We start from the raw sequence: 14,524 nt of genomic DNA, 5'->3' as shown, positions 1-14,524 counted from the left end.
CCTGGAAACGTCGCATGAAGGAGACCAGCCTTTCCTGTGCGTCCTGGTCGGGGTATATTCTGCCTGGTATGGTCATCATGTCGGTAGGCTTATTCACTTTTTGCTGCATCCCACATGGCCTCCCTCACTTTTTTTCGGAACTCTTTGCCCATTTTCATTCACGGGCCATCCTGAAAAGCCTTGCGAGTACTTTGCGCTTTTCGTTCAACCCCGAACCCTGCTCTGCGATTACCGCCACTATATCGTAGCCCCTGGAGCGGCAATATTCTTCCAGCCGCTCTCTCTGGCGCTCCAGGTTTCCCGCACCGGCCTGTTTGGCCGATGAAACGCGCGCGTAGACGGTGGCCGGCGCAGGGTTATCGGGTGGACGCCCAGTATCTCTACAGCTTTGCGTAAAGGGTAATGTTCCTCTAGTTCAGGTTTCATACTTTAAGTATTGTATTGATTAAAAAAGAAGGCAACTGTTGGTAGGAACACCTTTCTTGCAATTTTTCCGGCAATTTTATAAAACATCTTACCCCGTACAATTTTTCAGCCTGCTTTCTCTGGATTTCATCAATTTCATAGGACATTAATAAAAACACCTTCCTGTCATTCATGCATTCTTTTTTATTCATGCTTATTAAATCTTCTCCTTCGCAGTCCCATATTTTTTATACTTCTATAACTTCAAAACAGCCAAAGCCCTGTGAATTCTTGCTTCCCAATCCTGTATCATATGCAACTTTCAATAACGGAAAATCAGCAAAAAGCCTGTAAATTCCCATCCATCCTTTTATAACCGTATCCTTATACTTTACTATTTTGCAGTATTTTTGATTTAATTCAAACGCAGGTTCTATCTTAAAATACGAGCTATCCACATTGTCCATATTCAACAGCCTGGCTTTTTTAAGCAAATTTTCCTTTATCAAAGCAGCAAATTCCTCTTCTTCAGGATTGAAATAATATGTCTTTCTGTCATTCCTGTTATCAAAATACGTCTTATAGACGACAACAGGCAAAAGCATTTTGATAAACAAACCTTCTTTACATTTTTCTCTGTCTAACTCCGACAAAACGGATATCCTATTTATTTCAACGTTCTGTCCTGCCAAATTAAAATTATTATTTTTCAAAAGTGAGCTTGCAAAATCCTTGATAAACCTGTCTACAGGCGAAGAAACTATTAATTCAAACGGAGGATAAATCTTTATCTTATTATCCTGCAAAATCTTAAATCGCCCCATCAACCTGGAAAAAGTAAAAAGTTTAAAACTTCTGCTGCCCAGTTTAAATCCTTGATTATGCAAGAACTCCGAAAACTCCTCGCTTAAATTTTTTGGAATTGACCGGCCAATATTCCCCGCTTCACAAATTCATTCAACTCAACAAACTCCTCCTTAATGTCCTTAAAAACTCTATATTTGGATTTCTCTCTGTGCTCACAGATATTCGCCGTGTAGTGTACCCTGACGTTTGCAAAATTCCTGAAATCCCTTGGATTTAAACTGATGACAGGTCTCTGTACGTATTGTGAGATTTCATTGAATATTCCTCGTAACCATGGATTTTAAAACTGTTTTTACAACATTACGGCCTGCTACTGAAAAATCTGCGTTATATCCCGCTATTTTACAGAAAGATTTCTTCTCCGCCTTTCTTTACACCCATAGTTTCGCGCTCGGAGTATTTAGTAGTCCTCAGTATATAGAAAATAACCGAATCTTCATTTTCTTCTATTACTCTTTTTAATTCTATCTTCAGCCTTTTATATGCCGCTTCCGTTATCTCGCCTTCGAGGACTGAATTTTGAACCCAGGTGAGATACTTTCGACAGATTTTTAATACTTTTCCTACCCTTTTTTCTCCCACGTCGTAAACAAGTATAACAAACATACCAATCACGGTACCTCCGAATTACCACTTAGCGACAAAGGGGTTGTATTCTTGCTCTCCCATGAGATGTTTTTCGAGTTTATATAGCTCTAGCCTTATAAGTCTCCTGTATGAGACATCTTTACCAATCTGTCTGTGTTTGAAAGTGCTGGAAAGCTTTACTTCCAATTCTTTTATAAATTCCTTTTTGGCATTTTCTTTAAGTATCAGCCCTTCAAAATCCTTTTCAAAATCATCTTTTGTTATTACTTTTCTGCTGATGAGAGTAAAAATAACCCTGTCGACTATAATTGGCTTGAAAATTTCTGCTATATCGAGATTTAATGTAAATCTCCTAAAATTTGTGGCGTGAAGAAAACCAATACGAGGATCCAGATGGGTTTTGTAAATCTCGCTTAATACTATCGTATATATCATGGAGTTCCCAAAGCTTATAAGCGCATTCAGGTTGTTTTTAGGAGGTCTCTTGGTCCTTTTATAAAATTTAAAATCAGGATTTTCTAATATCTTATCGAATGAAGAATAGTAACTTTCCCTGACATTGCCTTCAATAGCCATGAGTTCGTCAATTTCGTTAAAACTTTCGACCCTGCTTTCCAGATCACGAATCCTTTCAACGACGTCAGCCAGGTCTTTTCCCCGATTAATGTAATAGTTCATCACCTGCAAGATATTCTTTATCGCACCTGTCACAATTTTTCGCGCGATTACTATCCTCTTTTCTTTATCCAGATAGTGCTCGGCCTGCTTCAATATCATATACCCTGAATTCATAAATTCCCGCGGATAGAAGGAACCCACGTAATAGTCATAGTAGTTAAAAAAGTGCACTATTATCTCATTTTGTGCGGCGAATTCCAAAAATCTCTTGTTTACTTCTACTTCACCAAAGATGTATATTTCATCAGTGTTTTCGACCGGTATGTAGTTTTTGCCTTCCTCAGTTTCCAAGCAAAGGGTATTGTCTTTTCTCTTGAGCTCTCCACTTGAAAAAATATATACTGACCTTTTCATGACATACAAAACTCCCTAAACGCACAGCTTTTACAATAAGGAATCTTCTTGAAAGGAGGCGGTGCTTCCCTTACAATTAAGTCTTCAATTTCTCTAATCAACCTTTCTATCCTTTTTTCATTCTCAGTTGTTAATTCAACGGCCTCCCTCTTCCTTTCCTCAGGATAATAAAGCATTCCCCTGGCTTCCACACCGTGCTCCTTGAGGCGATACAGATAATAGAGGAGTTGTAGTTTTCCCCTTTCGGAAGCCTTAGAACTTTTCTTCACTTCTCCTACCACAATATCGGAACCCTCAGACCTGATTATATCGATGACCAGGTTTTCAAATTGTATCTTTTTCTTATCCCTCTTATAGCTCTCGCTGTCAATTAATCTACCCAGTTCAATGTATGGGTGTTCCTGATCCGGGGTAAGATTCCGGCTAAAAAGCCAGGCCTGCCTTGGGCATATGACGTAACTCTGAACCAGATTGCCGTTAACCATAAACCCCACCTTGAAGCATTTTGACTACAAGCACCATGCAGAATGATCCTCAGGTCGCCATTTGAATCCAAATTCAAGATCGTAGAAGGCATCTCGGTCGCGCAGAGGAACCCACCGGATAGTACCCGATTTGTTCAGGGGAATTGGAAGATTTTCCTTAGCCCTTTGGAGAAGAGGCCTTATGGTCAGGTCATGAAATCTCTTCTTATGTTTTATCGCCGCAAGGCGCCTTTCCAAGAAAGGTATTTTTTCGTCCAACACTTCTTTTGCGTATACATCTTGAAGCCATTCCTCATCTTCGGGTAAAAGGGGCACACAAACCGGAATTTGTTCAACATGTTCCAACAGTTCGAATTCACTTAGAGCATCTTGTTCTAGAGAATCGTAAATAAGGAGCTTGTATGCATTCCAGAGTTTTTCTGAGCGCTCTTTGGAGCTATTTTCGTTAATGAGTTTAAAATATTCTTCTACAAATTTTATGTACTCCTTTTCATTTAACCTGCTGGAAAATTCATTTGTAATTTCTTTTAAAATATTTCGAGCTGCAGTAATGTGAACGGAACCGTAGACATGACCTGCCCTTCCATTTTCCAAACAGCCGATATATACGAAACCGGTGCCTTTCAAACCTTCTCTATTGCAGCGTCCCGCCACCTGCACAATCGAATCAAAGGGTCCTATTTCTCTTAAAACCGCGGGAAAATCTATATTCACTCCAGCCTCCACCACCTGGGTGGATATCAAAATAGCCCGTCCACCTCTTTCAAGATGTTTCTTGAGTTCTGCCAATCTCTGTCGCCTCTGAGCCGGAACTATATTGGTGGAAAGGTATACTATCCATTGCTCGGTCTCAGGGGGCTGTAAACCAAAAGACTTTACTCCACAATTTTCCAACCTTTTCTTAACCTTGTCGTATAAGCTAATGCTCGCCCGGATAGTGTTCAGCACTACCATAAGTGAACCGTGCCCTTCATAAAGTTCCAATATCCATTCGACCCACTCGTCTTCAGACTTTTCCTTCAAATCCACCTGGAGCACAGTCCTATTCTGGCATTCAAAGAGCTTTCTGTAATCGGGGTAAAGCTGTACCGAAGACTCCTGTTGAAAAATCATGGGCTGAGTGGCGGTGATCTGCAGCACCGTAAGACCGAGTTCCCTGCAGAGATTCTGGAAGACCTTATCCGTCAGTCTCCAATATTCCACCGGTAAGCTCTGGACCTCATCAAGAATTAATATAGACCCCACAAGGTTATGAAGCTTTTTCAAAAATCTGTTTCTGTAACCCATTATAGTTTGAAACACCTGAACAAAGGTAGTAATCACGATCTCACTTTCCCAGGATTCGGTCAGAAGCAATGCTTCCTCCACCGGCTTTTTTTCGTTGTCAACAGCGTAGGATATTTCGGCAAGATAATGGTGTCTCAAAAGGTATTTTTCAGGAGAAGCCCTGTATTCATCCCCGAGTTGCGAATCCAGAACATTATGATAAGCTTCATAATTTTGTTCTATGATGTTTATAAAAGGCAGAGCATAGATAATTCGTGGTGCGATGTTTTTTTCTTTCCATTTTTCCTCTAGAGCCCCTCTTATCCTCAGGGCTGCGTCCATAGCCGCAAAGGTTTTTCCCATACCGGTGGGCGCGGTAATGGAAAGCACGCGGAAGTTTTCTGATTCTTGCAAAACCTCCTCTATTCTTTTCCTCACTTCTGAGTGAAACTCATTTCGAAGCCTGTCCATTTCATGGCGGGGCTTCGGATACTTAAATGCTATGTATTTTTCTACTATGTCTTTCGGGATAAAAGCTCTACCGGGCTTTTCCACACTGGCAGCGCTAAACTTGTCTGTGTCGATTAAAGCTGAAAAAAGAAGTTGCCCCCAAAGGCAAAGACGCGCGGCCCGTACTTCATCGTTTCTTTGAGTTTCTTCAATTTCAAAGTATATACTCTCAAGGTCGGTAAAGAGTTCCACTACTGGCTGATTTTCTAGAAACTCCTTAACCTCGTCAGCTATGCCAAGTTCCTCTAAATCCGGGCGGATTTTATCCCAATTACTGCAGAGGTCCTGGAGCTGGATCTTCATAGCACTGAAAGGCCGGTAAAACTCATTATCGAGCTTTTTTATGTCTTCCGGCCACTTTTGCAAGCACTTCCTGGTACGGGGCAGGAGATCCCTTGGGTCTTTGAGATTCCCGTGATGCCTGTGGATTACAAGGTAGCAGAGTAGGGGGATAAATTTTCTTTCCGGCATATCGGGAAACTCGCAAAGTCTTTTTCTAACTATGTAGGCCCCCAGAACCGCTGAAATAAAAGCGTGGTTACTGAGATTACTTTCTATTTTTTCTTCATTCAAGTGTTTTTGAAAATAGGTGGTGAATTTACCCAGGTCATGGGTAAGCCCTATGAAAAAGGCCGCTTTGCTCAAAAGATCCCGAGCGGGGAGGGCCGGGTGATCCAGACATTTTTTGGCCTCCTCCCCAACTTCCTTCAAATGTTCTTTCAAAAACTTACCAATGTGAGAATAGTAATGGCGATTCATTCCAGAAAGACCCCACTCTCCTCAGAAGTTTTAAAAACTTCCCCCCTTATCTTTGCCCTGATGGGAGCAGCCTTTGCTTCCCATATAACTGACGCAGCATGACTCAATGTTCTTTCGCCGGTAAAATCCAGGGGTATTCTATCCTTATGGATTCTTACTCCTGAGTCGAGGCCTGTTATTTCTTCTACCTTTCCCACGGGCAAAACGGTGTCTATCGCCACTTCTCCACCCTTTTCCTCCCGAAGCTCAAAATCTTCACCCTCGTAAAGTCGAGCCCTTTGTACCCATGCCGGGAATTCGGTTAACCCGAAATAAAGAGGAAATTTTGTGCGGCAAGTATTTAAAAGGGAAAAGAGCTCTCTTGTGACACCTGAATCAGCGTGGAGCAGGAATACCCGGTAGCTTAAAAGGTCATCAAAATCTATAGGTAGAACTATTTCCAATGGAATCAATGTGCGTGCTCTACTACCGTCCAAGTGTTTCTTTAATCCTTCCTGATCTGTATCAATATAGTTTACCGTCTGCATCACGGAACGCGATGGCTTCATTATTCTCACGGCTATTTTTGCTTTTTGGGTTGACAGAGCATCATAATAGGTGTCTCGCTCCCATCCAAGTACGGCCGCTAACATCCCGGCCACTACAGTCCTGGGTGGAAAGGGATAAGATAAAGAAGATGAGTTGGTATAAAACTTTCTAAAATGGGCCATCTTTCCCGCCAGGTCAAACGCTAATAAACTTCTCATGTCATCCACCTCAACTTATAGCGGGGTAAATTCAGAAATCACATCCTTTCCCAGCATATCGCGGAAAGCTAACCCCTCTTTAAACTCGGAATTGACCCATATGTATACTTTGTTTATCCGGTTCAAATTCTTGTTTATCAATTCTGCCAGCGGGTCAAAGATTACTCCCGCCTGTCCAATGTTTTCAATCCCCTCGGCATTTTTTATACCGATCCAGTTCCTGAAATCTCCGAGGATTGTGGTATCGTCCTTGTATTCCACCCTCATCATAAGCTGCGGGGTCTGACCTATCTTGCTCCTAGTTGTGGCTAGCAACAAGAGAGCGTTGACCAGTGAATGATCGAGCACATGCTGATCCAGATCGCTGAAACGGGTCTTTTTCGCTCTCCAGGCGCTGGCAATACCGTAAAATGCAAGGAGTGAATATTTTACACGCCAGTCCTTACCGAAGGTACCGTACTGCCCTTTCTCTCCCGCATCCCTGCCGGCAAAATGGGAGCTGATGGTAGAAGAGGGTAGGATCTCGACCCGGTTTAATGAGTAACCCCAGGAAAATTGGACAGCGCCTGTAAAGGTGGCTGACGCTCCTGCGCTTCCCTCATCTCCACCGATGGGCATCGTAGCACCAAAGCAGCGCACATCGATGAGCTTTTCAAGCAGGGCGTCCCGGAATTCAGAATGGGTAGAAGCCTCTTTCGCCGATTTATACCCCAATTCTTTAGCCAGGCTCTCTATACGGTCCTTGGCGCTGGTGACGCGTTCTTCGGTACCATTGACGAGTTTTCTAACCCACACGTCCTGCGGTGCGGCATAGCCCGATTTTATCCACCAGTCTTCGCTCTGGTTCAGCCAGTAATCCCTGATATACCTTTTTAGGCGGACGTCGCTTACCAGGTTTCTCCCGGTTTCGTAGTCCATCCTGGGCTTGTTTTCATCGTCTGGATCTCCGTTCGGATTGCACATCCTGGCGTCATACAAAAACAGGATTTCACTGTTTACCTTTATGGGTTCCATATTCATACCTCCTCCTCTTTTTCTGCTGTTTTTTCAGCACTTTTACTCATTATCCCCCGAGCGGTGGAAAAAGCATATCCGGAAAGTATCCAGTAGACGTTTTCTTCCGCCGAATTAAATTTCCCCAAAGATTTATCTAGAAGTTCCTTCATCGCCGCGTAAATCCTCTCGTTAAAATTCCAAATTTTGTTCTGATATAGCTTATCAAGGATTTCAGACGAAAGCACTTTTATTTTGCCCTCTGTCATCCCCTGGTAATTTAGCTTGTTCATGATGGGCTTGGTCTTTCCTTCTTGATATTGCTTTTTGCCTATTTCACCGATAAGATAGCCGAGTAGGAAAAGAGCTTTTTGAGGGTCGGATAATCCAACTTTTTCCCAATAGCTTTTTATCTCTTCGGGTACAAGCTTTTCCGCTACCAATTCGAGTTCACCTCCCCGCAATTCCTTTATCATATTTAATCTTTTAAGGTAGAAAATAAAGAACTGGGCCATTATCAAAAACCTGTCTAATTCGTCTATTGAATCCGATTTATCATTTTTCTTCTGCACATAAGCATCGTACTTCTCGAAAGCGTGTACTCGAACGGTCTCCATCAGAAGATCTGTCAACAATGAAAGTTTTAGAGGATGTCCTTTGAAAAGCGCCTCGAGGATATCTAGATAAATGCCGATCTGAGGCTCGTTTTTCACTTTTCTAATCGGAAGCAGGAAATATATCTGGGTATAATCCAAGTTGAAATGGTGCATTTCCCCCTCCCCAAAGAGATCCCTGACTTGAATCATAGCGTTCTTTAATTCATCGAGCCTGTGCGGCGGTATATCCTGAATAAATCTGAGTACTTTTACCTCTGAAGACCCCGGGGGACGTCTAGCAAACAGGAAATTTAAAAGATAAGAATCTTTCCCAAATTTGCGCAGCTGATCGTCAGAAATCTTATCCTGAAACTCCTGCCAGGCTTCAAATTTATTTAATTCCTGTAATTTTCTCTTTAAGTATTCCGCCCATTCTTTTACGTGAAGCTGCTCTGGATCAACGTTTTGGTAAAATTCAGGTATTAAGTAAACATCCGCCTCTCCCAGTCTGCTCCTGAAATGATTTTCAATTGTGCGCTCCCCTACAAGCAGGTGCTTGTAGCATTCTTTACATACCGCGTAGTTTTTGAAAAAGCCCCGATCAGCAAGGCCGCTGGCGAAGCCTTTTTTATCGTTTATGTAAAATTTAAGTAGCCTGAAACGGGTAAAATTTTTGGTGAGTTTTTCTTGCGACTTTTGACAGATATGGCACTGGCCCACGAATTCCTCTTCATCAAACACGTCGTCTACCAGCCTGTTTTCCAGGTACTTATGGTAATCCGGATGTTCAGCGAGGAGCTGCCCGTCAAGTCTTATCGTATATAATCCTATGGATTTTCTGGGAATATCCCATTGTTTTTCGAGCCAATTGCCTACAAAATCAGCGACAATAGACGCAAGATCTTTGGCCTTCCCCTCTTTTTTTACATACGCTTCATAAAACTCCGGAGAGCCAAATTCATAAGATTCGGCTAAAGCCGCTATTTTCTCTTTATTCTTTTTGGAAAGTAGGTTTTGACCTTTTATCCCAATTTTGTCCAAATCCCATATGTATGCGTATCTGCTCTCGAATCCTTTCAAACCGGGAATTTTATAGTAAAATTTATCTATAAAGTCTTGCAGCTTAATTTTAAGGTCGCTACCCTCCGGCAGGTTGGCCGCCAGATTTGGAATAGATTGAGAAACCAGATACTGTAGATTATCTGTTGTCAGCCTGTCCTGCGGATTGTTCCCCTTTACGTTCCCCACCCACTTGACTTTATCCAGCTTTTCTGCATCAACACCCCAAGTATCGATTTTTATCTCGATGTCATCGTCAGTTTTAAAATCAAATATCACTATGTACCTGTCAGCGTCGACCTGATCTATCAAGCTACTTAAGAATGGCTCGCTGCCAGCAGTTTTCATCATACTTTCGCCCAAAATCTTGATGGCTTCTATCATTTTCCTCACCCCCTTGTAATAGATTCTCTTTTTTCATAGTCCTTTCATGCACCACACATTTATGGCACCTTAGATACTAAAAATTTGTTCGCCAAACAAATAATATTTTCTATAAATTTCTTTAAAATCCTCTCTTTTTACAAAAAATATTTTTTCGACAAATTTTGGCCATAAATTGCAAAACTCAACATGTTTCCAGCAAGCAGTGATTTAATATAGCTGAAACAGTTTTCCCTCACGCCAGAATTGCTTCCTGTTCCAGCCTTATCCCGAGTTTCAGCATTTCCTGTATGACTTCGTAAAACTCGCTGTACTCCGGTTTTCCAAGAAGCTCTCTCAATCTTTTTTCGTAGTCTTTGCTGAAAGGTTCACCGAAGGCTTTGTACTTTTCCAGCGTTTCCACGTCCATGTAAAGAGGTTTTAGTTCCTTTATTATCTCTTTCAATTTCACGAAAATCTTGAATCCTCCTAAGTCTATGTCTCCCCAGTGATAAAACTTTACGTTTTTATTTTTAGCCTTAATAAAAGAATAAAGCTTTTCCAGAAAAAGCCTCTTCGAAGGGCTGTAAAAGCCTCCCAGGTAGACTATAAAGTCTCCTTTCGAGTTTGCATCCTTTATCAGTTCATAGTAATTAGCCTTGTTTTCGACGGTAATTATCCTGCTGCACGAGATATCCAAAATTTCCATCTCTCTCACAGAAAGGCTGTTTAAGGAAGTGCCGTAGACGAAAGCAGAAAAATCTAGAGCGCTCCCCGCAACCTTAGCCTTCAATGCTCCGCAAAACAGTATCTCCTCTATGGTCTTCAGGATTCCAATCCTCTCAAAGGCTTCGTCCTCTTCGACGTATTCTTTGAAAAGAAAATCTTTCATCACTGCAAAGACCTTGCCCTTTACCCTCTCAAATTTCTTGCTGTCCTTCAGGTACCTCTTGCTGAAAACCCTTTCTAGAATCTCTTCATCGCCTTTTTGCTCAATTCCTCTCAACGCCATCAGCGTAAGGTCGAATAATTCTTCTTCCTTTGGAAGGTATGCGGGGTAGCTTTTTTTCTCCCTTATCCTTTCTATTTCAAAGTCGGCAAATCCTAAAAGCCACTCGCTTTTTATTTCTTGTTTGAAACTGAAAAGCTTTTCTGCCATCTTTTTTAAAACCGCACCTTTTGGCTCTCTCCTGGCCGCATCATAAGCTTTTTCCAAATTTTCCAGGTTTAAAAACACCTTTTCTACGATGTTTCCTTCTTCAAATTTTACCCACTTTATCTTGATAATGCCTTCTTTTTCCAGCTCCTTTAAGGCAAAATGGACGTTTTCCTTGGATTCTACATTTTCTATGTCGTAGAAGGGAAATTCGCCCTTGGAAAAGTTCAAAGTTATCCTTTTCTCGATTTTGGCATCTCCCGAAAATCTCTTGCTTTTTTCGTATTTGTCAAGAAGCCTTGATACAATCGCCTTCCTCAAATCCATCAACTTATTCCCCTTCTTCCATCACTTCCCTCGGGTCGAAGGCCCGGACAATAGTGCTGTCCTTGGCCTTTATCACGCACAGGTTCCTGTCCACCAAAGTCGCTATATCCTGGATCTTTTCTGTAGGTGCCGAGATAATTGCCTGAAAGCCGAAGCTCCTCAGAAGCTTTATGCTTTCCTGCACCCGCTGGTGGTCCATTTTGCTGAAGGCTTCGTCAAAGATTATGAGCCTCAGAGTATTATTTTCCCTGTACATATTCCCGAGCCGGTAAATCCTGCCGAAGGAAGCGAGGATTGATATATAAAAGGGCGTTTGAGTTTCTCCCCCAGATTTTTTAAGAAGCGTCCTCGAAAGCCTCGATTCCCTGCCCTGGTCGTCGGTAACTATGAGATCGAAAGTAAGGTAGGTCCGGTAGTCGGTGTACGTTTCGATGTTTTTCTCGAGCTTTTCCCTTTCGTCCGCCGAAAGGGTCGACTCCCCAACATAGACTATCTGGTTGAAAAGCTCCTCCAAAGCTTCTCCGTGCCGTTTTTGAAATTCTATTGAAAATATAGAATAACCCTCGAGAAGGAGGCTGTCCATTATCATGTCGTAAAATTTTCTGTAAGCCGGGTTGGGCCTTACCTCGAACCTGTACCTGTCTTTCCCGAAGGAGAACTGCTTCAAGGCCGAATTAAGCTCGTCGATCTGCTCCTTTACCTTATCGATGTTTTCCTTTATCTTGCTTATGAAGTCCTCCTGGAACTGGATCCTCGCCTTTTCCTTTGCATCCCTTATTTTCTCTTCGTATGCCGGAAGCTCGGTTCTTAAAAGCCTTTCGAGTTCCTTTCGGTATTCGGCGTTGTCCTGGGAGGATACGTTAAATGGCATCTTGTATTCCCGGTTGTAATCCGAGCGCTTGTTCAAAAGCAAATTCCACTTTTTCTCCTTTTGACTCTGCGTCCTTGCCACCTGGCTTTGAAATGCCCTTATTATGTTTTCCGGGTCTTTTCTTGCCTGAAGCTCCCTGAGGAACCTGGGCTCTCCCGTATCTTTTATGAAATCCAGATCAAATCTCTCTTCTAATGCCTGAAGCTGGCTTTTAAGTTCTTTCTCTTTTTCCTCCTTCTGGTGCTCCAAAAGCCTTATTTCGGAAGTAATCTCCGATATGACCTCTTGCAGCCTTTTTATCTCATTTTTAGCTCCTTCCAGCTCTTTTTCAGCTTTTTCTATCCTTTCGTCGATTTCCATCAATTTTGTAAGGTCCAGCAGGGATTTTTGCTTTTCTATTTCCTCCAGCTTTTCAAATAATATATCCAGCTTTTCCCTTTCTTTTTTGGCATTCTTTAGATTTTCCATGAAGCTTTCCGTGATGGGTTCCACATTCTTAACCCGGACAAGTCTTTTGTAGCCATCCATCAGCTCATCGACCAAAATCCTCTTTTCCTTCACCTCTGCCGTTTTCGCTCGCAGCATATCTTCCAGGGACTTTTTGCCGATGTAGGGAAACCTCCACCTCTCCGGATTTAGCTGCCTTGCCACGAAATTTTGATACAGCATGCAGTCCGGCGTTATGGCTGTAGGGTAATTTCTCAATTCCTCAATTTTTTCGCACTTCACGACTCTTCCCAGCAGAAAATCCACGAAAAGTCGGGCGTATTTGTTTTCCGTCATCACCTCTGAAGCCAGGCTGTTTTCCCATACTTTTATGTTTTGCCTTTCGAGTTTTCCGGTGTCCACCAGGCCTATATCGTAAAAGCCCTTTTCGAATTTCAACCTATCGTAGATTTTTAAGGCGTCCACGAAGCATTCCGGCTCAGGGACCAGGTAAAATTTCTGGGTGTGAAGGTAGGCCTCAATTGCGTTTTGCCACTTTTTATTTCGCACTTCCAGAAGGTCCGCCAGGATTTCCACTTTTATTTCTTTCTTGTATTTGCTCTTCAGGGCTTTTTCTATCTCGCTTTTTAGCTCCAGCAGCTTCCTGTCGTAGGGCTTAATGCCTTTTTTGAGGTTCTCTATCTCACTTTCTATTTTCCTTATATCTTCTTCCAGTTTTGTTTTTTCCTGCTCCACGGAGTAAAAAAGTTTCTCAAGGAAGTCTTTGCACAGGGCTATATCATTTTTCAATGAAACAACTTCGCCTTCTTCGATATAAGTGATATTCTCGGCGGTAACTCTGCCAAGCTTTTTTATTTTTTCCTTTGCGGTTTTCAAAAACTCCTCGTCAAATTTCCCGGCAAAAGAGGAAATTTCATCTAAAACCATTTCCCAGTCTTTGAGCACCTTGCCGAAATACTTTTGAACTTGATGTATCGCAGCTTCTTTTTCTTTTATCTGTTCCCTGATGTTTTCTTCCTGGGCCTTGAGATACTCACTTTTTTTGTAATCTTCCATGCTGTATTTTTCCCTGATTAAGTCATCTTTTCTGCGCTCAAGTTCTCTTACTTTTCTTTCGAATTCATCTTTTTGCCCTTCCTTTTCCTCCAAAAGTGCTCTTTTTATTTGCGCTTCTTCGATAAGAGCCCGCCTTTGATTTATTGTGCTTTCTACCTGGGCTCTATTTATGAGGTACTCCTGCTCCTTTAACTTCTTTTCCTCCGTAAGGTATTCATTATAAAGGGCCTCTATATCTTCTAAATCTCTCACCATCTTTTTTACCTGCTCAGCTTGATACTCCAGCTCTTTGTAATACCTCAGGTTTTCCTGCATATCGGAGATGTCGATCTTGGGTGGCGCGTCGCATACATATTCGGTGATGAATTTTTCTATCTCCACTATGGGAGAAAAGGAAACGGACTTTTTAAAGACGCTGTAAAATTTTTCGTTGAGGCTTCCCATCTTTGCCAAAAAGTGGTTCTGGTATTCCCTGTTCGAGCTGAAAATCTTAAATTTTTCTCTGTATTTAGCATTCAGAAAAGTTCTAAGGTCCTTTGTATTCAAAGGAATTCCGTCTACTATGAAGTGATTTTCCGGCAAGGGCGACTCGAGGTAAAAGAACCTGTGGTCCACTTCGCCGTTTTCATAAACATCGAAGGCAACGCCGTAGCAAAAAGTGCTTTTCTTTGCGGTATCGCAAAACTCGCCCACGATGTAGCTGGAAAAGTTCCCTTCTCTCAAAACGAGAATGCCGCCTTCCGTATCGTCGGCGATTTCACCCCGTAAATACCCTTTTAAATTCCTCTTAGACCTTTCATTGGCGGCCTTGTTGAAGTAATCGCCCTTCGTATCCCCCAGGATTAAAAGCTGCAAGGCGTCTACAATGGTAGACTTTCCGGCGCCGTTTTTCCCCGTCAGGAAATTCACCATGTCGAATTCTATTAGTTCATGCAGGATGTAGTGCCAGTTAATGAGGAGCAGTTTTTTCAAAAGCTTCAACTTACCTCTTCCTGGTT

13 protein-coding genes are annotated in these 14,524 nt (G+C 42.2%); all 13 read right to left on the bottom strand.

Translation table 11 applies throughout. The features are described 5' to 3' along the window. Positions 1–154: 154 nt before the first annotated feature. Positions 155–295, bottom strand: a complete 141-nt coding sequence (locus AN618_RS14025; protein WP_342670485.1) for a recombinase family protein — start codon at positions 293–295, stop codon at positions 155–157. Then, positions 238–426, bottom strand: coding sequence for a hypothetical protein (locus AN618_RS13745; protein ID WP_245628465.1), 189 nt, complete (start codon positions 424–426; stop codon positions 238–240). Before AN618_RS13745 ends, AN618_RS14025 begins: the two co-directional genes overlap by 58 nt. Then, the gene (locus AN618_RS08765) at positions 423–617 is read right to left on the bottom strand and encodes a hypothetical protein (RefSeq protein WP_066353973.1); all 195 of its coding nucleotides are present in this window, start codon (positions 615–617) and stop codon (positions 423–425) included. The genes AN618_RS13745 and AN618_RS08765 overlap by 4 nt, the downstream gene beginning before the upstream one ends. A 36-nt stretch (positions 618–653) precedes the next feature. Then, on the bottom strand, positions 654–1,292 hold the full coding sequence (cas6, locus tag AN618_RS08760) for a CRISPR-associated endoribonuclease Cas6 (RefSeq protein WP_066353968.1): 639 nt from the start codon (positions 1,290–1,292) through the stop codon (positions 654–656). 322 nt (positions 1,293–1,614) lie between these two features. Beyond that, on the bottom strand, positions 1,615–1,878 hold the full coding sequence (gene cas2 / locus AN618_RS08755) for a CRISPR-associated endonuclease Cas2 (RefSeq protein WP_066353966.1): 264 nt from the start codon (positions 1,876–1,878) through the stop codon (positions 1,615–1,617). Between the two features lie 21 nt (positions 1,879–1,899). After that, the gene (gene cas1b, locus AN618_RS08750) at positions 1,900–2,892 is read right to left on the bottom strand and encodes a type I-B CRISPR-associated endonuclease Cas1b (protein WP_066353963.1); all 993 of its coding nucleotides are present in this window, start codon (positions 2,890–2,892) and stop codon (positions 1,900–1,902) included. Then, complete coding sequence (gene cas4, locus AN618_RS08745; RefSeq protein WP_222926448.1) at positions 2,889–3,377, bottom strand: CRISPR-associated protein Cas4; 489 nt, start codon at positions 3,375–3,377, stop codon at positions 2,889–2,891. The genes cas1b and cas4 overlap by 4 nt, the downstream gene beginning before the upstream one ends. 24 nt (positions 3,378–3,401) lie before the next feature. Then, positions 3,402–5,912, bottom strand: a complete 2,511-nt coding sequence (locus AN618_RS08740; protein ID WP_066353960.1) for a CRISPR-associated helicase/endonuclease Cas3 — start codon at positions 5,910–5,912, stop codon at positions 3,402–3,404. Next, complete coding sequence (gene cas5 / locus AN618_RS08735) at positions 5,909–6,658, bottom strand: CRISPR-associated protein Cas5 (RefSeq protein ID WP_066353957.1); 750 nt, start codon at positions 6,656–6,658, stop codon at positions 5,909–5,911. The genes AN618_RS08740 and cas5 overlap by 4 nt, the downstream gene beginning before the upstream one ends. A 15-nt stretch (positions 6,659–6,673) precedes the next feature. Continuing rightward, positions 6,674–7,672 carry a type I-B CRISPR-associated protein Cas7/Csh2 gene (cas7b, locus tag AN618_RS08730; RefSeq protein WP_222926446.1) on the bottom strand — a complete coding sequence of 333 codons (999 nt, stop codon included), beginning with the start codon at positions 7,670–7,672 and terminating at the stop codon, positions 6,674–6,676. 2 nt (positions 7,673–7,674) lie between these two features. Further along, entirely contained in the window at positions 7,675–9,690 is a 2,016-nt protein-coding gene (locus AN618_RS08725) for a TIGR02556 family CRISPR-associated protein (protein ID WP_066353954.1), read from the bottom strand. A 235-nt stretch (positions 9,691–9,925) separates the two neighbouring features. After that, positions 9,926–11,152, bottom strand: coding sequence for a Wadjet anti-phage system protein JetD domain-containing protein (locus AN618_RS08720; RefSeq protein WP_157081687.1), 1,227 nt, complete (start codon positions 11,150–11,152; stop codon positions 9,926–9,928). A 4-nt stretch (positions 11,153–11,156) separates the two neighbouring features. Beyond that, positions 11,157–14,507 carry an ATP-binding protein gene (locus tag AN618_RS08715; protein ID WP_187694912.1) on the bottom strand — a complete coding sequence of 1,117 codons (3,351 nt, stop codon included), beginning with the start codon at positions 14,505–14,507 and terminating at the stop codon, positions 11,157–11,159. Positions 14,508–14,524 lie beyond the last annotated feature (17 nt).

This window comes from Fervidicola ferrireducens (assembly GCF_001562425.1).
GTDB lineage: Bacteria > Bacillota > Thermosediminibacteria > Thermosediminibacterales > Thermosediminibacteraceae > Fervidicola > Fervidicola ferrireducens.
This window is presented reverse-complemented; position numbering and strand designations above follow the sequence as displayed.